Annotated in this window: 22 protein-coding genes; 6 read left to right on the top strand and 16 right to left on the bottom strand. The window is 57.4% G+C overall.

What is annotated here, in order from left to right; translation table 11 throughout:
* Positions 1 to 1,014 (bottom strand): nicotinate-nucleotide--dimethylbenzimidazole phosphoribosyltransferase, encoded by a 1,014-nt coding sequence (gene cobT / locus QMP16_RS01590; RefSeq protein ID WP_282150975.1) that lies wholly within the window; start codon positions 1,012 to 1,014, stop codon positions 1 to 3.
* 79 nt (positions 1,015 to 1,093) lie between these two features.
* Here cobT and cobS point away from each other — a divergent pair, with 79 nt between their 5' ends.
* Positions 1,094 to 1,858 (top strand): adenosylcobinamide-GDP ribazoletransferase, encoded by a 765-nt coding sequence (gene cobS, locus QMP16_RS01585; RefSeq protein ID WP_282150974.1) that lies wholly within the window; start codon positions 1,094 to 1,096, stop codon positions 1,856 to 1,858.
* On the opposite strand, the gene QMP16_RS01580 is transcribed toward cobS, so the two are convergent.
* The 6 genes from QMP16_RS01580 to QMP16_RS01555 all read right to left on the bottom strand — a co-directional run bounded on the left by QMP16_RS01580 (position 1,855) and on the right by QMP16_RS01555 (position 7,743).
* Entirely contained in the window at positions 1,855 to 2,622 is a 768-nt protein-coding gene (locus QMP16_RS01580; protein WP_058277667.1) for a potassium channel family protein, read from the bottom strand. The two genes, cobS and QMP16_RS01580, sit on opposite strands and share 4 nt — an antisense overlap.
* A 116-nt stretch (positions 2,623 to 2,738) precedes the next feature.
* On the bottom strand, positions 2,739 to 3,257 hold the full coding sequence (locus tag QMP16_RS01575) for a CarD family transcriptional regulator (protein ID WP_058277666.1): 519 nt from the start codon (positions 3,255 to 3,257) through the stop codon (positions 2,739 to 2,741).
* Between the two features lie 285 nt (positions 3,258 to 3,542).
* Complete coding sequence (fdxA, locus tag QMP16_RS01570; RefSeq protein ID WP_058273871.1) at positions 3,543 to 3,881, bottom strand: ferredoxin FdxA; 339 nt, start codon at positions 3,879 to 3,881, stop codon at positions 3,543 to 3,545.
* 66 nt (positions 3,882 to 3,947) lie between these two features.
* The gene (locus tag QMP16_RS01565; RefSeq protein ID WP_109312058.1) at positions 3,948 to 4,313 is read right to left on the bottom strand and encodes an RNA-binding S4 domain-containing protein; all 366 of its coding nucleotides are present in this window, start codon (positions 4,311 to 4,313) and stop codon (positions 3,948 to 3,950) included.
* Between the two features lie 6 nt (positions 4,314 to 4,319).
* On the bottom strand, positions 4,320 to 7,151 hold the full coding sequence (locus tag QMP16_RS01560) for a helicase-related protein (RefSeq protein WP_282150973.1): 2,832 nt from the start codon (positions 7,149 to 7,151) through the stop codon (positions 4,320 to 4,322).
* A 22-nt stretch (positions 7,152 to 7,173) separates the two neighbouring features.
* On the bottom strand, positions 7,174 to 7,743 hold the full coding sequence (locus QMP16_RS01555) for a tetratricopeptide repeat protein (RefSeq protein WP_233494683.1): 570 nt from the start codon (positions 7,741 to 7,743) through the stop codon (positions 7,174 to 7,176).
* Between the two features lie 69 nt (positions 7,744 to 7,812).
* Between QMP16_RS01555 and QMP16_RS01550 the strand changes: the two genes are divergently transcribed.
* The 3 genes from QMP16_RS01550 (at position 7,813) to QMP16_RS01540 (ending at position 10,975) form a co-directional block, all read left to right on the top strand.
* Complete coding sequence (locus tag QMP16_RS01550) at positions 7,813 to 8,103, top strand: SCP2 sterol-binding domain-containing protein (RefSeq protein WP_058273875.1); 291 nt, start codon at positions 7,813 to 7,815, stop codon at positions 8,101 to 8,103.
* Positions 8,103 to 9,080, top strand: coding sequence for an alpha/beta hydrolase (locus tag QMP16_RS01545; protein WP_282150972.1), 978 nt, complete (start codon positions 8,103 to 8,105; stop codon positions 9,078 to 9,080). The genes QMP16_RS01550 and QMP16_RS01545 overlap by 1 nt, the downstream gene beginning before the upstream one ends.
* Positions 9,081 to 9,154: 74 nt before the next feature.
* Positions 9,155 to 10,975: a M3 family oligoendopeptidase gene (locus QMP16_RS01540; protein WP_282150971.1), complete on the top strand. Its 1,821-nt coding sequence runs from the start codon at positions 9,155 to 9,157 to the stop codon at positions 10,973 to 10,975.
* Here the strand turns inward: QMP16_RS01540 and QMP16_RS01535 are convergent, their stop codons facing one another.
* The 3 genes from QMP16_RS01535 to QMP16_RS01525 all read right to left on the bottom strand — a co-directional run bounded on the left by QMP16_RS01535 (position 10,976) and on the right by QMP16_RS01525 (position 13,189).
* Positions 10,976 to 11,863: a DMT family transporter gene (locus QMP16_RS01535; RefSeq protein WP_282150970.1), complete on the bottom strand. Its 888-nt coding sequence runs from the start codon at positions 11,861 to 11,863 to the stop codon at positions 10,976 to 10,978. It lies immediately after the preceding gene.
* Positions 11,864 to 11,876: 13 nt separating this feature from the next.
* A complete protein-coding gene (locus tag QMP16_RS01530; RefSeq protein ID WP_108858884.1) occupies positions 11,877 to 12,146 on the bottom strand; it encodes a DksA/TraR family C4-type zinc finger protein in 270 nt (89 codons plus the stop codon).
* Between the two features lie 68 nt (positions 12,147 to 12,214).
* Positions 12,215 to 13,189: a Gfo/Idh/MocA family protein gene (locus tag QMP16_RS01525; protein WP_282150969.1), complete on the bottom strand. Its 975-nt coding sequence runs from the start codon at positions 13,187 to 13,189 to the stop codon at positions 12,215 to 12,217.
* Positions 13,190 to 13,413: 224 nt separating this feature from the next.
* Here QMP16_RS01525 and QMP16_RS01520 point away from each other — a divergent pair, with 224 nt between their 5' ends.
* Complete coding sequence (locus QMP16_RS01520; protein WP_282150968.1) at positions 13,414 to 14,484, top strand: fasciclin domain-containing protein; 1,071 nt, start codon at positions 13,414 to 13,416, stop codon at positions 14,482 to 14,484.
* Between the two features lie 41 nt (positions 14,485 to 14,525).
* Here QMP16_RS01520 and rpoH read toward each other — a convergent pair whose 3' ends face one another.
* Both rpoH and QMP16_RS01510 read right to left on the bottom strand, forming a co-directional pair.
* Positions 14,526 to 15,422 carry an RNA polymerase sigma factor RpoH gene (rpoH, locus tag QMP16_RS01515; RefSeq protein WP_058273882.1) on the bottom strand — a complete coding sequence of 299 codons (897 nt, stop codon included), beginning with the start codon at positions 15,420 to 15,422 and terminating at the stop codon, positions 14,526 to 14,528.
* A 146-nt stretch (positions 15,423 to 15,568) separates the two neighbouring features.
* Positions 15,569 to 16,603, bottom strand: a complete 1,035-nt coding sequence (locus QMP16_RS01510; protein WP_282150967.1) for an RluA family pseudouridine synthase — start codon at positions 16,601 to 16,603, stop codon at positions 15,569 to 15,571.
* Here QMP16_RS01510 and QMP16_RS01505 point away from each other — a divergent pair.
* Positions 16,602 to 16,907 carry a DUF6476 family protein gene (locus QMP16_RS01505; protein WP_282150966.1) on the top strand — a complete coding sequence of 102 codons (306 nt, stop codon included), beginning with the start codon at positions 16,602 to 16,604 and terminating at the stop codon, positions 16,905 to 16,907. The two genes, QMP16_RS01510 and QMP16_RS01505, sit on opposite strands and share 2 nt — an antisense overlap.
* 3 nt (positions 16,908 to 16,910) lie before the next feature.
* Here QMP16_RS01505 and QMP16_RS01500 read toward each other — a convergent pair whose 3' ends face one another.
* From QMP16_RS01500 to QMP16_RS01485, 4 genes are all read right to left on the bottom strand, one after another.
* Complete coding sequence (locus QMP16_RS01500) at positions 16,911 to 17,894, bottom strand: hypothetical protein (RefSeq protein WP_282150965.1); 984 nt, start codon at positions 17,892 to 17,894, stop codon at positions 16,911 to 16,913.
* Positions 17,895 to 17,925: 31 nt separating this feature from the next.
* Complete coding sequence (locus QMP16_RS01495; RefSeq protein WP_282150964.1) at positions 17,926 to 18,924, bottom strand: glycosyltransferase family 2 protein; 999 nt, start codon at positions 18,922 to 18,924, stop codon at positions 17,926 to 17,928.
* A gap of 109 nt (positions 18,925 to 19,033) precedes the next feature.
* On the bottom strand, positions 19,034 to 21,031 hold the full coding sequence (locus QMP16_RS01490; protein ID WP_282150963.1) for a hypothetical protein: 1,998 nt from the start codon (positions 21,029 to 21,031) through the stop codon (positions 19,034 to 19,036).
* A complete protein-coding gene (locus QMP16_RS01485) occupies positions 21,028 to 21,972 on the bottom strand; it encodes a hypothetical protein (protein ID WP_282150962.1) in 945 nt (314 codons plus the stop codon). The genes QMP16_RS01490 and QMP16_RS01485 overlap by 4 nt, the downstream gene beginning before the upstream one ends.
* Between the last annotated feature and the right edge of the window lies 1 nt (position 21,973).

Below are 21,973 nucleotides of genomic sequence, written 5' to 3'. Positions count from 1 at the left end.
TCAGCCGTCCGAAACACCCGCTTCGGCGAATGTCGCCATGCCGGAATGACACGCGACCGCGCATTTAAGTATGTTGATCGCCAGCGCCCCGCCCGAGCCTTCGCCCAAACGCAATCCAAGGCTCAACAATGGCTCTTTGCCTAACTTGGCCAATACCGCTGCGTGCGCGCCTTCTGCACTTTGGTGGCCTGCAATCGTGTGATCCAATGCGCCCTCGGACATGTTTGCCAGACAGGCCGCAGCCGCCGAGCATATAAAGCCGTCAAGAATAACCGGGATACGCAAGGCACGCGCAGCGGCGATGGCCCCGGCCATGGCCGCGATTTCACGCCCGCCCAGACGGCGCAGGATTTCCAGCCCGTCACCCGACCCGCCATGCAAGGCGATGCCTTCGGCCACGACGCGCGTTTTGTTGGCCAAACCGGCATCGTCTACCCCAGTGCCACGCCCAGTCCAGTCTGCGGCGTCGCCACCGAACAAAGCGCATGCGATGGCAGCCGCCGGGGTCGTGTTGCCGATGCCCATCTCTCCAACCACAAGCAAATCGGCATTGTGGTCCACGGCGGTCCAGCCCACGCGCAGGGCCTCAAGCAATTCTTCTTCGGACATCGCGGGACCAGCGGTGAAATCCGCGGTCGGTCGATCCAAATCCAACGCGTGCACATTCATGGTCGCACCAGCGGCTTTGGCCAGCTGATTGATCGCCGCGCCGCCATGTTCAAAGTTCATGACCATCTGAACGGTCACCTCGGGCGGAAAGGCCGACACGCCTTGCGCTGTGACGCCATGATTGCCCGCAAATACGATGACCTGAGGGGCAGAGATCTGCGGCCGGGCATCCCCACGCCAGCTCGCATACCAAATTGCCAAATCCTCAAGCCGGCCCAATGCGCCGGGAGGTTTAGTCAGTTGTCCGTTACGCTCAGCAGCACCTTGCAGCGCATTGCCATCCGGTCCCGGAGCGTTACTCAGGGCCTCGCGAAGGGTATTCAGGTCTTTTAATTCCGGCAGCATCCAAAGCCTCGTTGCATCAGAGTGGTCCTGTGTGTTTAACCGAAGCGTCCGATCCAACAAGACCCCGAAAGGCGCGGGAGTGAACAAAAACGACACCAAACTGTTTTCCGCGTGGGATTTTCCGCTGTCGCTGGTCCTGTTGACGCGTCTGCCGATGCCGCGCCTGCCGGAATACCTGTTTGCGCGGCAGGCCAATGCGGCCTGGGCTTTTCCCTTGGTGGGGCTGGTCGTCGGGGCGTTGGCCTGTGCCGTCGGTTGGACGGCCGGTGCATTCGGCCTACCCGCATTCGCCAGCGCCGTAATACTTGCGGCGGTGCTAGTGATCGCCACAGGCGCGATGCACGAAGACGGGCTTGCGGACACGGTCGACGGGTTCTGGGGCGGGTTCACCACCGAACGCCGCCTGGAAATCATGAAGGACAGCCATATTGGTGCTTACGGCGTTCTAACTCTGATCTTTACCCAACTGCTGCGCGTCGCGCTGATCGCGGCGCTTCTGTCGGCCAACGCATTTGCGGGTATTCTGGCGGCCTGCATCGTCTCACGCGCAGTCATGCCTATCCTCATGGCAGCCTTACCCAACGCCAGAAACAGCGGGTTGAGCCATTCGGTCGGCGGCCCAAAGGCCGAAACTGCGGCGACAGGCTTTGGCCTTGCAGTCATCTTATCGCTGCTGCTGATTGGACCAAGCACACTGATGGCAACGGTTTTTTCAGCGCTGATTGTTGGAATCCTGGCACTCGTCGCCAAGGCCAAAATCAATGGACAAACGGGGGACGTCCTTGGCGCCTCGCAACAACTGGCAGAGCTTGCGTTCCTATTGGCATTGGTTGCAGCGATCTAAGTCGTCCCGCCTGTTTCGATCCTCAGGGTTTCGCCGCAATGCTTGCAGTGAACTGCGTCTGGATCGTGACGATACAGGCCACAGTTTGAGCATTTGTGACGCACTTTCTGCGGCATGAAAATCGCCTGCGCCAACCGGACGAACAACGCCACGCCGACGATCATGATGAAGACCGAAAACAGTTTGCCCCCCGGGGTCGCCAGCGTGATGTCCCCGAACCCGGTGGTCGTCAGGGTTGCCATGGTGAAGTAAAGCGCATCGATATAGGCGTGCGGGCTGTTTTCCGGGATGAAGAAGACCAGAACTGCGGTGGACGTGGCGAACACGAACACCAACAGGTTAATCGCCGCGATCACTGCGTCCTCATGCGTCCGGAAAAAATCGCTGTCCCGCCGCAGATCCCTTAGCAGGTGATAGGAATGGATCAGGCGTAGCGCTCGTAAGATACGCAGGAACGCCAGATTCCACGGTAGAAACAGGTCAAGAAACAGCGAGACGATCACAACAATGTCGGCCATCGTGTAGACTTGGCGCAGCAGCTTCCAACGATCCTTCGAAATCCACATCCGCGCCGAGAAATCCAGCACAATGAAGAACCCAATGATCAGGCTGGCAACGGTGAATCCCGTGCCGTGTTCACCATTTGCCGTAGCGACAAAGAAAACGATGGTGATCGCGTCAAACAAGATCAAGCCATAGCGAAACCAGACGGAAATGGGGTCGTGGCCGATATATAGATATTTAACTGTCTGTTTTAGGTTCACTGTCTACGCGCCTCTTCTTGCAGGAAAATTAGCCGTAAACGGCGCTTTCACCAAGCCATCAACGCAAAAAAGCCGCCCCCTTTCGGGAGCGGCCAGAAAATTGACTGGGGAAGCGATCAGGCAGCCGCGGCCGCGCGCGAGGTCAGAACCTCATCAATCTGCTTGGCCGCCGACACTTCACCTGCGCCAGACACAGCCGCGACTTCGCGGGTCAGACGTTCCAGCGCAGCTTCGTAGAGCTGACGTTCAGAATAACTCTGCTCGCGCTGGTCATCAGTGCGGTGCAGGTCGCGCACAACCTCGGCGATCGAGATCAGATCACCGGAATTGATCTTTTGTTCATATTCCTGCGCCCGGCGCGACCACATTGCACGTTTCACCTTGGCCTTACCCTTCAGGGTTCTCATCGCCTGGCTGATAACGTCAGGAGAGCTAAGGGACCGCAGGCCGGATTCGGTAACCTTGTTGGTCGGCACCCGCAGGGTCATCTTGTCTTTTTCAAAAGAAATGACGAACAGCTCGAGCGAGTATCCCGCGACTTCCTGCTCTTCGATCGAGATGATCTGGCCCACACCATGGGCGGGGTAGACAACATAATCGTTCGGGCGGAACTCAAGCTTTTTCGACTTAGACATACAGGTTCATCCTTGGTTACGAGAGAGAGGCAGAGACAACAAAAGACCCCAAACCGTGCCACTATCTGGCCCAGTCAGGCGGTAAGTTTGTCAAAAAATCAGAACTCCAAAGCGTACATACTTACGGAGTCATCCCCATCTCATTCATCATTCAGTTTCTGAGTATATCACAAAATTGCGACACCCGAAAGTCCGCCCCCCACAATGGTGAAGAAACCCCAGACTTTTCAAATCGATACAGCAGAAGACCGCTATTCAAACCACCCGGTTCAGTTACCGAATCGCTTAACCGCCTTCGCCGGGTGCTTCGGAGAAATACTTCTCCATTTTGCCCTCTTCGCCGTCACGCTCTTCCGCTTCAGGCAAGGGGTCTTTCTTGGTCACGATAACGGGCCACTGTTCCGAGAATTTTCGGTTGAACTCGACCCACTGTTCCATTCCAGGCTCAGTGTCGGGACGAATGGCGTCCGCAGGGCATTCGGGTTCACACACACCACAGTCGATGCATTCGTCCGGGTGAATGACCAATGTGTTCTCACCTTCGTAAAAACAATCCACCGGACACACTTCGACGCAGTCGGTGTATTTGCAGCCAATGCAGTTTTCGGTGACGACATAGGTCATTGTGGGATTCCCATTCTCGGTTTGGGCGTCTAGCTAATTCAGTCTGGCCTTCTCTTCAAGGTAGGATCAACCATCCCGGGGGCGAGAAAGATCAAGCGCGCGCCTATCTTTCTTTGTTGGACGACCCTTTCCCTCAAATCCCGGATTCTTAGGAGGCACGTCCTTCTTTTCCGTCATATCGAAGTACAACGTTTGTGCCTCGGTCGCCGGACCACGCCTTTCCCCCAGTGCTTCGACGCGTACTACGCGCACGATACGGCCTTGGGGGAAGGTCAGAACGTCACCGGGTCCGACGGCCTGCGCCGGTTTCAGAACCCGGTTTCCATTCAATCGGACATGGCCGCCACTGACCTGTTTGGCGGCCAGGCTGCGGGTCTTGAAGAACCGCGCCTGCCACAACCACTTGTCGATCCGCAGCTTGGCCTCGGCCATCGCAGATCAGTTGCCGTCCTTCAAACCCATAAGCGCTGCTGCAAACGGGTTATCGGGATCGATCGCCTTTTCCTTCCGGGGCGGACGGGATGAGAACGTCTTGCCACCTTGCGGTTTGCCACCCTTCTTACCTTGCGGCTTGCCGCGACCATCCTGCGGTTTACCGCGCGGTTTGCCTTTGCCCGGCCCCTGCCCTTGCCGCTGTTCACGACGCGGAGCGCGATTGGCTGGACGCTGGCGACCCCAGGTGAAAGTGTAGAACACCTCAACTTCGGTCTCATCTGAGGCGGGTTCGGTTGCCGGAGCCTCGGCTACCGCCTCGGTGCTTTCGGTGGCCTCGGCTGGCGCCTCGGCGGTCGCGACGACCTCTTCGGCTTCTGCCTCGGGCGCCGGGGTTTCTTCGGCAGCAGGCTGTTCCGCCACGTCAGTCGCGGGCTTTTCGGCTTCGACCGGTGCGGCTTTCACTTTTTCACGCTCACCGCGCTCGGCCTTATAGCCCAGCCCTTGCATCAGATCCGCGAACTGCTCAAGCGTCATGCCTGTGATCGACAGCATATCGGGCTTGGCCTCGAAACCACCCCGGCTGTCTTCGGCACGCAGCATGTCTGCCAGACGTTCCAGCATGTCGATGCGGATCGAACGCTCGCCGGCATCGCGGTAACCGCACATGGTATCGTAGCCCTCGGGCGCACCTTTGGCGACTGGAACAGTGACCAGACCCGGAGGCGGCGCGTCAGGGAATTCCTGCAATCCACCGGCCAGCGCCCAAAGAACCAGGCGCAGACGCGTAGGCGCGGGTTTCAGCAGCAGCGGCATGAAGATTGTGAACTGACCAAACCGGATGCCGTGCTTGCGCAGGGCTCCACGGGCGTCCTGATCCAGATCTTTGACCTCTTGCGCAACACCTGCGCGGGGCAGAACGCCCAGCCCTTCAACCATGCGGAAGGCGAACCCTTTGGCCAGGCCTGACAGCTCTTCGTCGCGCGACAGGTTCAGCAGCGGCTCGAACAACGCCGCAACCTTGCGGTCGATGAAGTGCTGCAAACGGCGCTGCACTTTCTGTTCGACATCCGGGCCTGCGGCCTCATCCACAAAAACCTCGACCATCGGCTTGAGAGGTTCTGCCCCGGCAACCAACTTGCCAACAGCATACTCGCCCCACATCAGGCCACCCTGATCGGTAAAATCAATTTCGGTATCGGGCGCGTTATAGAAGCGGTCTGCACGCAGATGGAATTGCGGTGCGAGCGCTTGCAGAGAGGCCGATTTGAGAGCTTTCGCCTCGGTTCCCTGTGCGCTTTTGTCCGGGGTAAACCGGAACCCTTCCAGACGACCGACGAATTCTCCTTCGACGGTCACTTCACCCTTATCATTTACTTCGGCCAAAAGGGCCTCCTTCTGTTTGAGCCGGCGCAACAACACTGACGTGCGCCGGTCCACAAATCTCTGAGTCAAACGATCATGCAGAGCGTCCGACAGCCTGTCTTCTACAATGCGCGTTTCCGCGCGCCAATGTGATTCGTCACGCACCCATCCGTTTCGTTGCGCAACATATGTCCAGGTGCGAATATATGCCAACCTTTTGGACAGTGCATCAATATCCCCATCTGTTTTGTCGATGCGGCGGATTTGCCGCGCCATGAACTCGTCAGGGATAGCGCCGCGTTCATGCAGATGACCATAGATCACCTCAAGCAGGCTGGCGTGTTCTGCGTGGCTGATACCGCGAAAATCGGGGATTCGACACACATCCCACAGCAATCGGACGGACGGCCCATCGCTGGCGCGGGCGATGACCTCGGCCTCCTGAGACAGCGATTTCAGAGCGTTCAGGTCGTCTGCGGGGCGGGCCTTGATCAGATGTTCGCTGTCTGGACTGACTTCCAACGAGTCGATGAGGGCCTCAACCGAGCCAAACCGCAAAGCGGCATTCCGCCAATTCAGCTTTTTCATCGGCGTGAACCGGCTGTCCATGATCGCCTGCGCGACCCCGTCGTCCAGCGGAGGGGCCTCACCCGTCACGCCAAATGTACCATCGGACATCCCGCGCCCTGCCCGGCCTGCGATCTGGGCCAGTTCATTGGGGGCCAGGTGGCGCATCCTGCGACCGTCGAATTTGGTCAGCGACGAAAACGCCACGTGGTTCACATCAAGATTCAAACCCATCCCAATGGCGTCAGTTGCAACGAGGTAGTCCACCTCACCATTCTGATACAGCTCGACCTGCGCATTCCGTGTGCGCGGGCTGAGCGCGCCCATAACGACGGCGGCACCGCCCTTTTGGCGGCGCAGCAGCTCGGCAATGGCGTAGACGTTATCGATCGAAAACCCGACAATGGCACTACGTGCGGGCATGCGGCTTATCTTTTTCGAGCCGGAATAAACCAGCTGAGACATTCGTTCACGGCGAATGAACTGCACTTCGGGCACCAGCGCCGCAATCGGACCGCGCAAAGTGTCAGAGCCCAGAAACAACGTCTCACTCGTTCCGCGCGAACGCAGCAGACGGTCGGTGAAAACATGTCCACGCTCGGGATCTGCACACAGCTGGATTTCGTCGATGGCTACGAAATCTGCGCCCATGCCTTCCGGCATCGCCTCAACAGTGCAGACCCAATACTTAGCACGCGGCGGAACGATCCGCTCTTCACCCGTTACAAGGGCAACGACCGACGGTCCGCGGATCGCGACGATCTTGTCATAGACTTCGCGCGCCAGCAGACGCAGCGGCAGGCCGATCACACCTGTCCGGTGCCCCAGCATCCGCTCAATCGCGTAATGGGTTTTGCCTGTGTTGGTCGGGCCCAGTACGGCCACGATTCGGGATGACCCGCTCACCTTTGCCCCCTGCCCCAGCTTGTTAGAGGGCCGAGCCCTCGACCCGGGGCTTCAGTCGATTCACGGCATTGGTTACTTCTTCGTGATGGGGATGTATAGCTAAAGCACGCTCATAAGCGTCCAGCGCTTTGTCGGGTCGATCGACGATCTCAAAAATCAGCCCCAATCCGTAGATAGCCTCGTAGTTGTTCGGGTTCAGCGTCAGGGCGTATTCCAGATCAGCCGCAGCCATACCGAAACGTTCGATCCCGAAAAAGGCCGATGCCCGCACGTGCCAGGCTTCGGCGAATTGCGGCGCGTGATCAGTCAGCGCAGTCAGATGCTGGATCGCGGCCAGCGAGTCGCCGTCCTCCAATGCCTCGCGCCCGCGCTCAAGCAACAGGTCTGCTGAAGCCGATCCAGACTGCGCCCACAGCGCCTTGAGTTGACGATCTATGTTCATCGCCTGTTCGGGGGTTGCCTCCGACAGTTGCAGCAATAGTTGTTCCTCATCCTTGGAATCCGCCGTTTGGGCGAAAGAAGGAATGGAAAACGTGACTAGAAGCGCTGTTGCCGCGACGATACCTTTGAGATTGGTGCTTGCAATGCTCATAACAACGTTCAGTGTAGCGCTGCGCCCGCGGATGTCCATTCCCGGCGCACAAACATAGTGAGGAGAAACATGAGCGACACTCTGGAAAAAGCGGCAGCCGCATTGAACGAAAAACTGTCGGGCGGCGATTTTACCGCGTCGGCAAAATTTGCCATCGCAGATCTGGGCTCAATCGTTCTGGACGCAAGCGGCGCGCGAGTCAGTGACGAAGAAACAGACGTCACCATGAACGCCGATGCGGACACGTTCGAACAAATACTCAGCGGTGAATTGAACCCCACCGGCGCGTTCATGTCAGGCAAGCTGACCGTGGACGGTGACATGGGCGTTGCCATGCAACTGGCATCGGCACTGGCCTGATGGACCTGTCGCCGGCCCCTTTCTTTGCAGACATGGCCGGCGTCCCCGCCGGTGGTCAGGCTCATTGGCTGAACACAGCGGACAACACACGCATTCGGGTGGGCCACTGGCTGCCCGAAGGCGATACCTGCGGCACGGTAATGATGTTTCCCGGCCGCACCGAATATATCGAAAAGTACGGCAATTGCGCGGCCGAGTTTACGGATCGCGGCTTTGCGTTTCTGGCTGTCGACTGGCGCGGTCAGGGCCTGGCCGACCGGTTACTGGATGACCCGCGCGTCGGGCATGTCGAGCAGTTCACGGACTATCAACAAGACGTTCAGGCCACGCTGGACCTGGCAACCGAACTGAACCTGCCGAAGCCTTGGTTCGTGATCGGACATTCCATGGGCGGGGCTATTGGTATGCGCGCGGCTTTGGAAAAGAACTGCTTTGCCGCCTGTGCCTTTACCGGGCCGATGTGGGGCATTTTCTTTACCCCGATCATGAAACCGCTCAGCCGTCTGACCGCCTATTGGGGACCACGGATAGGATTGGGGGAAAGAACCCCGCCGACGACGTCCTTGGAAAGCTATGTGGCCTCCCAACCGTTCGAGGGGAATGTACTGACCCGCGATCCGGACATGTTCCAGATGATGAAGGATCAACTGGCTTCACAGCCCGAACTGGCGCTTGGTGCGCCTTCGACCATCTGGCTGCGCGAAGCCTTGGATGAATGCGCCTGGTTGATGGACCAGGCCGCTCCGGATACGCCATGCCTGACCTTTCTGGGCAGCCATGAACAGATTGTCGATCGCAAGGCTATCCGCACCCGCATGGCGAACTGGCCCAGTGGCACTCTGGTCGAAATCCCCGACGGTGAGCACGAAGTTCTGATGGAGGCGCCCGATGTGCGCGGGCCGGTCTTTGACCAGCTGGCCGCTCATTTCAAAGCCGCGCAAACTGACGCGGTGCCGGAACCGGTTCTGTCATCCTAAGTCCGATCACGCACCGCTTGTGATCCCCGCCTCGCGCGCCTAGATGTTGGCCAAAGCTATTTTCGAGGTGATCCATGCGCGACCTTCCCTTTCCCGTCCGTGACGCAAATGCAATCGGCGGTGCTGACAATCTGGGCAATCTGCCGGAATGGGATCTGACCGATCTTTACTCGTCAGAGGAAGCAACCGAACTTTCCCGCGATCTGGACTGGCTGGAAAAGGAATGCGCCTCGTTTGCCGAAGATTACGAGGGCAAGCTGGCCGATCTGGATGCGACGGGTCTGTTGAATTGCGTCGAGCGCAATGAGAAAATCAATTCAATCGCCGGGCGCATCATGTCGTTTGCAGGTTTGCGGTACTATCAGCTGACCACAGATGCCGAGCGTGCCAAGTTCCTGTCCGACATGCAGGAAAAGATCACCATCTTCACCACCCCGCTGGTGTTCTTCACGCTTGAGATCAACCGCATCGACGATGATGTCCTGAAGGCGCATTTCGATGTGAATGCCGATCTGGCGCGGTACGAGCCAGTCTTCCGCCGCATCCGCGCGATGAAACCCTACCAACTGTCTGACGAGCTTGAGAAATTCCTGCACGACCTCGGCGTTGTTGGCGACGCGTGGGAGCGTCTTTTTGACGAAACCATTGCCGGGTTGTCCTTCACTGTTGATGGCGAAGAACTGAACATTGAAGGCACCCTGAACTTTCTGACAGAGCAGGACCGTGCCAAACGCGAAGCAGCCGCGCGCGAGTTGGCCGCTGTGTTTCAGGACAACGTCAAAACCTTCGCTCGTGTCCACAACACACAGGCCAAGGAAAAGGAAATTGTCGACCGCTGGCGCAACATGCCGACCGCGCAAACCGGTCGCCACCTGTCCAATGACGTGGAACCCGAGGTCGTTGAGGCTCTGCGCGAGGCGGTCGTGGCCGCCTACCCCAAGCTCAGCCATCGCTACTACGAGCTGAAACGCAAATGGCTGGGCCTGGACGTAATGCAGGTTTGGGACCGCAACGCACCCCTGCCGATGGAAGACACGCGCATTGTTGACTGGGATGAAGCCGAGAAGACGGTCATGGACGCCTATACTGCCTTCGATCCCCGAATGGGTGAAATCGCGGCTCCGTTTTTCTCAAAGGGTTGGATCGACGCGGCCGTGAAGCCCGGTAAAGCTCCGGGCGCGTTTGCGCATCCAACCGTCACCGAGGTGCACCCTTATGTGATGCTTAACTATCTGGGCAAGCCGCGCGACGTGATGACACTGGCTCATGAGCTTGGCCACGGTGTCCATCAGGTGCTGGCTGCTGATCAGGGCGAGATGCTGTCGTCAACGCCGCTTACGCTGGCCGAAACGGCGTCCGTGTTCGGAGAAATGCTGACCTTCCGCAAGATGCTGGACAAGGCCGAAACCCCCGAACAGCGCAAGGTGCTGCTGGCCGGAAAGGTCGAAGACATGATCAACACGGTCGTCCGCCAAATCGCCTTTTACGACTTTGAATGCAAGCTGCATGCGGCCCGACGCGAGGGCGAGCTGACCCCGGATGACATCAACGCTTTGTGGATGAGCGTTCAGGCCGAAAGCCTTGGGCCCGCATTTGAATTCATGGATGGGTACGAGACCTTCTGGGCTTATATCCCGCACTTCGTCCATTCACCGTTCTACGTCTACGCCTATGCGTTCGGTGACGGTTTGGTGAACGCGCTATACTCGGTCTACGAAAGCGGTGCGGACGGGTTCGAAGACAAGTATTTCGAAATGTTGCGCGCTGGTGGGTCCAAACACCACAAGGAACTGCTGGCACCGTTCGGATTGGATGCAAGCGATCCCAAATTCTGGGACAAGGGTCTGTCGATGATTTCCGGCTTTATCGACGAGCTGGAAGCGATGGAAAACTAGTCACTTCTGGCTTTTGGTCGTCAGGAAAATGGCGACCACAATCAACACAGCCCCTAGGGCCGCGACCGGCGTGATTGCGGCCCCCAAAAACAGGGCTGAGTTGATGAACGTGAACACCACGGATGCGGCGAACATCAAGGTCGCGGTCAACGTCGAGACCCGCGCGGCGGCCTCGTACCACAGGTAGTAGGCCAAAGCGGTCGGCAGCACTCCCAACAAAGTCAGGAACACGACATCGTTGGCTGTTGGTATTTGCAGTGAAAATGCGGCCAGCGGGACCAAAAGCACACCCGAGCACAAGAATATCCCAAATAGGAAGTTCAGACGTTCTCCGGTCGTTTCAGAATTTCGCATCGCCCGGCTGCTCGAGATTAGGAAAACCGCCCAGCTTAGCCCTGCGCCGATTTCAAGCAGGTCCCCGAACAGGGGCTCTCCACCGCCTTGGAAATCCTGATAAACCGTTAGGAAGACGCCGAAAATCGCCAACCCCGTAGCAAGTATGTCTGTGCGCGTAACGGGCGTGTCGGCAAAGAAATACAAAAAGATCAGCACAAAGAATGGCGCCGTGTTCTCAAGAACCATGGCATTGGCTGCACCGGTATGTTCAAGCCCGATGTGGAACAGGATGTAGTTGACCACAGTGGACAGAACGGCCAGCCGAAAGTTCCAGTCATTCAACCGGATTGAAACAGCGACCCGCATCACGCGCAGCATGCAATAGATGGCGATGGCTGCGATGAACAGGCGCGTTACCGCAATTTGCAGCCCTCCCAGATCGCTGGTCAGGTAGCGGACTATGACGCTGTGCGTGCCCCACAGGAAAGCCGCAAGAAATCCAAGAACCAGCCCGTTTTGCAAGAGTGGCTGCTTCTCTTTGGTGTCGGGCATCCTTGTGCCCCGCTTACTTCAACTGACTGTCTTTAGAACCGCGCCGATTGATGCCGGAACGGCCCTTGAAGGCCCCGTCCCGATCCTGCTGGCAATCCAGGCAGAGTTTAACACCGGGAATGGCAGCTCGCCGCTTTTCTGGAATCGGCTCTTCACATTCGGCGCAATGGGTCCGGCTTTCCCCGACAGGCCGCTTTTGCGCCTGCATCCGGGCCAGTTCGTCCGTAATGGACGCTTCAATCTGTTCGCTCACCGCGCCATCACGCGCCCAACCGCCTGCCATGGTCTCCCTCCTGATCAGGTGACGAACAGACTAGTCCAGCCAAGCGCGGCGTGGCAAGTCGTGGCAAGTCAGAGGGCGACCGCGCCCTCAAACACTTGGTCAATCATTGCCTGCGTACCCTTCGAGAATTCCAGCGGGCATGGATAGTCAGCCCCATCACGAACCGACCGGCAAAATGCCTCGACCTGAAGCTTGTAGTGATCGTCGCCCGGGAACCGCGTGACCTGAACCTCAAGACCCGGACGGTGTAGTTCCACCCGTGCCTCACCAAAAACACGCGCATTGAAAGGCGCGGTCAGGCGGATCACGCCACCCTCGCCATGGAACACCATTTCCTGATGCGGGTGCATCCGGATCGAGACGTAGCTGGAATAGGTAAAATCGGGGAATTGCGCGCGTATCTCGGTGAAGGCATCAATGCCATCTTCCCAGCGGATCGCGGATTGCACCGAAACTGGTTCTTGCCCAGTGGCGAACCGGGCGCTGCCAATCACGTAGACGCCGATATCGCGCAGCCCACCGCCGCCGGTTTCGGCCCGGTTTCGGATGTTGCCGGTGTCCGCCCGATTGTCAAAGCTGAACGCCCCGGTCACATGCACAAGCTTTCCGATCGCCCCATCCGCGATCAGTTGCCGTACGAATTGCCACTGCGGGTGGTGCACGATCATGTACGCTTCGGCCGCCAGCAAACCGGTCTGATCCCTCTTTTCGATCAGCGCATCAAACTCGGGCGCGGACATGGTTATGGGCTTTTCACACAGAACATGCTTACCGGCATCCAGTGCCTTGAGGCTCCATTCGACATGCAGATGGTTGGGCAGCGGGATATAGACCGCGTCGATTTTGGGATCGGCCAAAAGGGCGTCATAGCTGCCATAAACCGTCAGATCAGGGCAGTACTGCTGGAACGGCTCAGCCTTGGCTGCGTCCGACGTGGCAAGACCTGCCAACCGGGCCCCGTCCGCCGCGTGAATTGCCGGCGACATGAACTGTCGTGCGAATTTTGCGGCGCCCAGAACGCCCCATTGAACAGGTTGCTGCATACCGCCGCCTCATCCTTTGTTAGCTTGTGCCGTCTCTATCAGGGAATCGCTTTAAAGTCAGGGGGTTCGTGGTGTTTTCCGCCCATTAACGCACGCAAACCTGAGAATTTCTTGATCCGTTTCATTGTCTGCGCCGTAGCAACTATGTCACCGGGTAGTCGGCATTGTCCGTTCAAAGCACCCGGGATTGATGTTGTGACCAACTGGGTGGGAGATTGCCAGACATGCCAACACCGACAGAGACAATTACCGGAACCGTGTTGATGAGCGGAGCCGTCGGCTCGTTCGATGACAACAACGGAGATTTTGACATCCTGCGCGAGGCCGTTGTTGCCGCCGGCCTTGCTGGGGTACTGGATGACCCCGAGGCCAGCCTTACGGTATTCGCCCCGACCGACGCCGCCTTTATCGGACTTGCCCAGGCATTGGGCTATGCAGGTTCGGACGAAGCAGGCGCGTTGGGGCACATCGTCAAGGCGCTTACCCTGTTGGGCGGAGGGGATCCCATCCCCCTGCTGACAGAGGTTCTGAAATACCACGTGGTGAACGGGGAATTCGACCTGGCTGCCGTTGCCGGCTTGGGCGACGGCGCGCAGATCGAAACGTTGCAGGGTTCGTCAGTTGAATTGAACCTTCAAAGCGCCCCACCAAGTCTGGGCGATGCGGATGACGGCATCGCCGATCCGGGTATCATCCAAACCGATATTGAAGCCACAAACGGGATCATTCACGCCCTAAACGGAGTCCTTCTGCCTGTATCGGTTACGGACATTCTGGGTCAGAAGAACACCGATTTCATCCTCGGCGACGACTCGGACGAGTTCTACTTTACCGGGCGCGGTCAGGACTTCGTTCATGGTGGTGGCGGAAATGATGTCATCAATACTGGCCGAGGCAATGATGTCGCGCTTGGAGGCGCTGGACACGACGTGATCTTTGGCGGTCGTGGCAAAGACATTCTGCGCGGTGATGAAGGCGAAGATACGATATTCGGCGGCAGAGGGGCCGATGTGATCGACGGTGGAGCCGATGATGACATCATGTTCGGTGGACGTGGCAAAGACATGTTTGTCATTGAAAACGGGGATGGCGATGATTGGATCGTCGACTTCCGGGTCGGCAAGGACAAGATTGACTTGTCCGGCTACGAAGGCATCGCCGGGTTCGAAGATATCGAAGATGATATATCGGGTGGCTTCTTCCTGACCACGATCGATCTAGGTGACGGGGACAGTATTGTCCTGGCGGGCGTTGGGGCCGGACATCTGACCGAAGACAGCTTTATCTTCGTCTAAAGAAAATCAGCCCGCCATTGTGGCGGGCTGAACCAATTGGGTCAGACAGTACCCAGCATGCCCTTTTCACGGGCGAGTTCGCGCATCTTTTTCTGCAGCTTCTCGAAGGCACGAACCTCGATCTGTCGAATGCGCTCGCGGCTGACATTGTACTGCGTGCTGAGCTCTTCCAGCGTGACGGGCTGATCCATCAGACGGCGCTGAGTCAGGATGTCCTTTTCCCGGTCATTCAGGACATCCAGCGCAGCCGCCAGAAGCTCGCGGCGGGCGTCAAGCTCGTCGCGGGCTTCGTAATCGCCCGCCTGATCGGCATCTTCGTCCTCAAGCCAGTCCTGCCATTGCATGGTGCCTTCGCCCTCGGACCCGACGGTCGCGTTCAGCGAGGCATCACCACCAGACATCCGGCGGTTCATGCTGATGACTTCAGCTTCGGTCACGCCCAGATCAGTAGCGATCCGCTTGACGTTTTCAGGACGCAGGTCGCCTTCTTCCAGCGCACCAATACGGGCCTTGGCCTTGCGAAGGTTAAAGAACAGCTTTTTCTGCGCCGATGTAGTGCCCAGCTTGACCATCGACCACGACCGAAGAACGTATTCCTGGATCGAGGCACGAATCCACCACATTGCATAGGTCGCCAAACGGAAACCTTTTTCCGGATCAAACTTTTTGACCGCCTGCATCAGGCCCACATTGGCCTCGGAAATCACCTCGGCTTGTGGCAGGCCATAGCCGCGATAGCCCATAGCAATCTTGGCCGCCAATCGCAGATGCGACGTGACCATTTTATGTGCAGCTTCAGTGTCTTGCTCTTCGACCCAACGCTTGGCGAGCATGTACTCTTCTTCCGGCTCAAGCAGCGGAAATTTGCGAATTTCCTGCATATAGCGGTTCAGGCCGCCCTCGGGCGTCGGCGCGGGGAGATTTGCGTAATTTGCCATGATTCATGTCCCTCCGACAAATGTTTACTTCGTTAACATGGGATATGGGAATAAGTCCCGATCCATTCAAGAGGTACCGTTAACAGTTTGAAATTAACGATTGATAAAGGAAAGCTAAGAACGCGTTACTCACGTATGTTTGCGTATTATGTCAGCGGTGCGCGCAGTTGTTCAATCAGAAATTCCATATCTTTTGGCAAATCGGCCTCAAACCGAAGGTTCTCGCCTGTCACAGGGTGCTCAAAGCCCAAAACTGCGGCATGCAGCGCCTGTCGCGGAAAACTGCGCACAGCCTCAGCAGCGGCCAGATTGAAGGCTTTTGCCGCAAGCTTGCGTTTACCCCCATATACCGGATCGCCAACCAGCCCATGCCCGGCATGGGCCATATGAACACGAATTTGGTGCGTCCTGCCGGTTTCCAGCCAACATTCAATCAGCGCGATGCCTGCCGGGTTGCCAAATGTCTCGACCAGCCGCGCCCGAGTTACCGCATGCCGACCACCATGGAACAGAACCGCTTGTTTCTGCCGGTCATTTTTGTGCCGCGCCAATTGCGTTGTCAGGCGCATGATATTGCCCGGTTCAAAGCTGACACCCTTGATTCCGCGCAGTCGCGGATCATTCGCATCCGGTACGCCGTAGCAAATCGCGCGGTAATAGCGTTCGACGCTATGCGCCTCGAACTGCGCCGCCAGCCCGTGATGGGCCGCGTCAGACTTGGCGACCACCAGCAAGCCGCTGGTCTCTTTGTCGATGCGGTGCACGATGCCGGGGCGTTTGACGCCCCCAACGCCCGACAGGTCCTTACCGCAATGATGCAGCAAGGCATTGACCAGTGTTCCGTTGGGCGAGCCCGGCGCGGGGTGAACAACCATGCCTGCCGGTTTGTTGATGACGATCAGGTCCGCGTCCTCATAGACGACATTCAGCGGGATATCTTCGGGACCTATGTGGCTCTCTTCTGCTTCGGCGACGGAGATCGACACCAAGGCGCCTTCGGCCACCTTGGCCTTTGGGTCCCGAACTTCGACACCGTCGATGGTCACCTCGCCGTTTTCGATAAGACGGGTCAGGCGAGTGCGCGACAGGTTTTCATCCGCTGGTACATCCCGTGAAAGCGCCTTATCAAGGCGTGGCGGCGGATCGGCCGCGATCTGAAATTCAATCTGGCGGGTGCCCATGACTGTCCCTTCCGAACCCCAAGTACCGCAGGAAACACCGCAACTTCGCTTGCTGCGGCGCATGGTCATGCTGCTGACCGCGGTGATGATTGGCGGGGTTCTAGTGACATTCGCACTGATTGTCATCCGACTATCGGACAGAACCCCTACCCTGCCCGATCAAATCGAACTGCCGGACGGGGCCAAAGCTCAGGCCGTGACCATCGGCAGCAACTGGTACGCGGTCGTGACCGATGACAACCGCATCCTAATTTTTGACAAGACGACCGGAAAACAGCGTCAGGAAATCGTCGTTCAGGAATAACGATCAGACGTCCAAAGCCAACCGAAACACAATCTCAGAAGCTTTACGCAAAGCCTCATACTCTTCGGGCGTATCCCGGCGGAACGTCTTGTCCTCATCGCTTAGCGTTGTCGGGGTGAACAGTTCGGGCCGGTCGGGAAAGAACTCTTGCTGAAAGGCGGTATCCTGCTTGGCCACGAATTCGTCTAGCCAAGCGCGCTCATCGGGTTCCAGCACATCATTGCGGCGCACCATGACAGGATCATCGACAAATATCCGGCGTAACTGGCGGCTCTTCTTACGCCCCAGCGCACGGGAGATGACACCAAAAGCTTCGCTCGCCGCGCGGGATTGCGAGGGGTTGGACACGGCTCCTGCTGAAACTTCCTCAGCCAATGGCGTACCGATCCGCGACAGGAAATCATCAACGACGTTGCCCCGCACCATGCCTGAGCGTTCATACAAAAGCGGAGCAACGGTGACGCCGGGAAAGGCAGTGCGGATTTCGGCCAGCTTGGCAGAAAAGCTCAACCGTTCCGGGTGATTGCGGATAAGATCAAGTTGCTGGCGGATGTATTCTGTCCCGCCGTTGGACAGCCGTCCTGCCTTGGCCCGCTGTTTGTAATCAGCCTCGAAGAAATCGGAATACCGGCGGCAATAGTAAGTGATCGTCAATGCACGCGAGGGGATATCAGCAAAAACCTCGGCCAGCCGGTTCAGATTGCAGCCATAGAACATCTCGGAAGAAACAACACAGGTCTGATCCGCATGCGCGTCGTATTCAGTGGTCATGGCAGACCGAAACGGGTCCATCGGATCAGCGCTCTGGTTGATGTGAAAGGCGACGATGTTGTGACTTATCGCCAGACGTGTGCCGCCATCCAGCCGGCGTCGGCCGGTTTCCATATAATGCAGGCCGATCTCGTTCATGACCGAATGTTTCCGGCGCAGAAATCCCTGCAAGGCAGTCGTGCCGGTTTTGGGCATCCCCATGTGCAGCCAAAGCATTACCTAGCTCCTGTCCCCGAACTGTGCTGCGTCATGCCTGCTGGCTGGCCGTGAAACCTGCGGTCATCTGCTGCATGAGGTCCTGCATCTCGGGCAGGTCACACAATTGCGCGATCTGTTGGCGGTGCAGATCGCAAGACGCATGATGAAGGCGCGCAACCTCGGGGTCAGAGAGCATTTCGTAATAGAAACCACGTTTGCGATCCAAAACCACGTCTATCGAGGTATTCGTCTCGGCGTTCTGGTTCATCATGTTCCAGTATTCCAGACCAAGGCTTTCCCCCAAATGGTGGGCCCGACCGCGCATCTTTTTGACCAGATAGCTTTCGCAGGACTTCAGTGCGTAATGGTTGACCTGCACGAACTCATACCCGACCGAGTCACGGGCTGATCGCCAGCTTTTTTCATAGTATCGTTCAGGCATCAGTTGGCCTGATCCGTTGTACCAATGACATTCTTCGATGGTTTCAACGGTCGGCTTTTTGGGGCGGTGAACACCCAACCCATCCCAAATCTCTCGCTGAAACATTGTCTTGAAGCCCCATGCCTGCGGCGGCCGGTAAGTCTGTTCACGGGCAGCCTGTCGGAACTGATCCGACAAGAACCGGTCTTCATACCGCACAACGCCTGCGTTTCCAAACAACCGCCACGTCATTGAGATCGTCTTGGCATCCGGGATGGCATCGGTCAAAGCCCGCAGCGTGTGATCACCGGTCTTGACATTGATATGTTCGTCGGCGTCGATCACCACGACCCAATCCTGCGAGCGTGCGACTTCCATCTTCAAAAAAGTCCTATAGGCACGTTTTTGGGGACTGGTCTTGCGACGCGAGTTGTTGTCGACGTGGATCAGAATGCCCTTTTCATCCAACCGTTGCAGCAAGGCATCGGTGCCATCGGTGCAGTCATTGGTCATCACAACCATCTGGTCGATACCAATCGCACGGTTATGGGCCACCCACTCTAGCACAAACGGGCCTTCGTTCTTCATCGGGGTGACACTGATATATCGTGGGTCCTGATCGGCCATACTTGACTGCCCTGTTCGTTGTTCTTGCCCGGAACTTATCGGGATCATTCGGAATTTGCCCGTAAATTACGTTGAATTGGTGGAACTACCAAGGGGAAATCCACGCAATTCACCCGCCCGCCCGTTTAAGTTGGTTTGAGAACCGCTTGTACGTCGGGCACAAATCTCGGGCTTTTTGAAGAAACGCACGGGCAGCTTCCTTTTTGCCCTGTTGTAACAATATTCGCCCGGCCTCGCCCTGAATAGCGGCGGTGTCGTCGTCGATCTCTGCGGCCTGAATGATCTGCCTCTGGCCCTGTTCAACGGCACCGTTCATTTCCAGCATCTGTCCCATAGCAAAGATTAAAAAGGCGTTACCCGGATCGCAGGCCAAGGCATCCGCCATGGTTATCCGCGATGCTGTTCCCTCGCCTTCTGCTTGGTACAGTTCGGCCAATCGTTTGTGATAGAGTGGATTGTCGGGCACATCCGACAGAACCTTACGTGTGATATCAATGGCCTCAGCATTGGAAATACTCCCAATACGTGCCCCCAGTTTGGCGCTAAAACTCCGTACGCGCGGATCCTCGTCAGGCATATCGGTCATCCGAATAAGACCGTCATGCAGCTGCTTCAAACGGGGTTTGTTTTCCAAAAGCCTGCGGGCTTTTTGATCCAGAGAAAGGATCGACCAATCCAACAGAAGAAAGTCGAAATTGCACGGCAATCTCACCAACACTTTGCGCTGTGCGACATGGGAGTTGAAATTGAACCAGGGCCTGCGGATAACCTTTTGCAGCGACCAGTCGGTAGGTGGAAACAGCCGCAATGATATCTGATCCCGGTAGACAACGCGCGACCCAAACACCAACACGTCAGGTCGGATCGGTTTGGCCCAAAATGCACGGCTGAATGCCTGGGCTGCTTGCCAACGCTTTCTCTTTTCCCCCAACGCTGCTGCCTTCAAGGCACCACAAACCGCATAGTCTTCGGGCCATGTATGGGGGTCCAACAAAGCCGTCTCGACCATCTCTGCAGATTCATCCCACTTGTTTGCGTAAAACAAGTTGAGCGCTTGAAGAAGCGGCAGAAACGCGTTGTCCGCCCCCTCGTCCAGCAACCTTGAAGCGATATCGCTGGCCTCTTCGGTTCGATCGTCTGAATGCAGCCGGTTCATATGGAACAGAACCTTGCCATAAATATGCGCGGCCTCGGACGTGTTCAAAAAGCCATCAAACCCAGCCTGTAGGCGCCGAATTGCGCTCTCATTCGCCTGAGAAATCTCTTCTTCTGTCAGAACATCCCGAAACACTTTTCGCTGCTGTCCCGATATTCGGGCTGCTGCCATGGAAAAGGCTGAGATGACCGGTGCAATCACCTGATCAGCACGCGACATCGTATAGAGCTCTAGAAAATCGCGTTTCGCCCGTGTCATCCCGGACACATCGGCAATGTCTGGCATCTGCAGCAGGTGCGGAAACTTTGACTGAAACCGGGCAATCAGTTCCGGCTGGTCCGAGAACATTATGGCCGCTTTATCGGCATTCTTCGCCAGATGCGCCTCATACAGTTCTTCGGGTTCGATCTTTGCGGGCCAGGTCGTGTGCTTCCACGGCAACCCATTCAAAATATCACCGCGGCGGATGTGATAGGCAGATACACCCTGCCCTGACAGCCTGGCATCCGCGCGATCCATAATTTCGCGTATTTCTTCCGTGAACCCGACCCGGTGAATGAAGTCGCGATACCTTGGCCGGATGGTCTCGACGTCCTCCCACGGGAAGGCCAGCACCTCGAAACCTTCCTCTACCAGCACCGACCGTCCGGCGTTGAGATGCGCAATCAGACGGTCGGGCGAGGTGTCGTTTTGGAAGGACCAGATCGGCAAGGCATTCTGCGAAAGAGCTCCGAACTCCTTAGGAGTAAGGAAATGTTCATACATCCAATCCTGCGCGAACAACTCTTGTGGGTGGTCAAGTTCGGGCGCGTCCGCGCCCTGCGGGAACCAATTCACCCGGTAGGTCGTGCCGAAATCTTCGGCCAGCCGGATGCAGGTCAGCATCATCAGCAACCGCGCGCCCATGCGGTCCTTGCGCTGACCGACAAACACGCCTTTGGCGGCGGTCACGAGGCGTCCCTTTCCTTCTCGGCCATGGCCTGCCGGCGCAGTCGGCGGAACCGCTGCCGGGCTTTTGCCGCCAAGTCAGGGTGCCGCTCGGCGCCGATGGCCTCAATCCCCCGAATATACATAGGCAGGCGACGTCGGGCGCGCATCATCTTGTAATACCCAACCGTATCCAGTGAGCCGTCCATCGCCCCCAGCATCACTGGCTTGAGGATATCCAGCTTGCGCAGCATGGGCGCCGCGAAATGGTTTGAAAACCAGGTCTTGAGCAACATCACGTTGTCGCCCTGCAGACGCTGAACCTGCTGCCGGTCCAGATCAAAGAATGGGTCGTAAAAGACGTAAGCCTTACCAGCTGTCAGAACAGTTTGAGCCGCATCGCTCATCGGCAGATCCCAATCCTGTACGCGGCCGAACCTATAGCGGGTTTCCCAAGGCACCAGCCGTTCATCCAATGTTGTCTGAGGGTTGAACGCGATCACATGCGCGCCGGGTACATGCGCCGAAAAGGTCAGTGCCCCAAAACCGCCCATCGATGCGCCTGCAAAAACCACCTGATCGAACCGGTCAAAGAACCCCTCGGCGACCTTGTTTTCAAAATAAGAAATGATCTCGGGGTCGCGATACCATGCCTTGGTGCGCGCGAAGACGCCCATGTGGGACCACCCTTCGTCCCGAAAGAATTTCCAGCCCCACGGCTCGCGCGCGAAGGACAGGTCATTGGCGTTGGCGATATTGTCGAAGCTGACTACCAGACGCTTCGGGTAGCGCTGATGGAACAGGATCGAGTGGCGTTCCAGCTTTTGAAAGTACCCAGTGCCGTCGCCGCCAGGGTACAGCTCGACAAACCAAGGCGGAGCGGGATCCGTCAGGATACGCTCATACCCTGTCTTGCGATCAGGGTGTTCCGGTTTCAGCTGCTCTTTCGATAGGTCTTCGGCCATA

It is taken from the genome of Ruegeria atlantica, from assembly GCF_947495585.1.
Lineage (GTDB): Bacteria > Pseudomonadota > Alphaproteobacteria > Rhodobacterales > Rhodobacteraceae > Ruegeria > Ruegeria atlantica_G.
The sequence above is the reverse complement of the archived record's forward strand: the minus strand, read 5'-3'. Positions and strand labels throughout refer to the sequence as shown.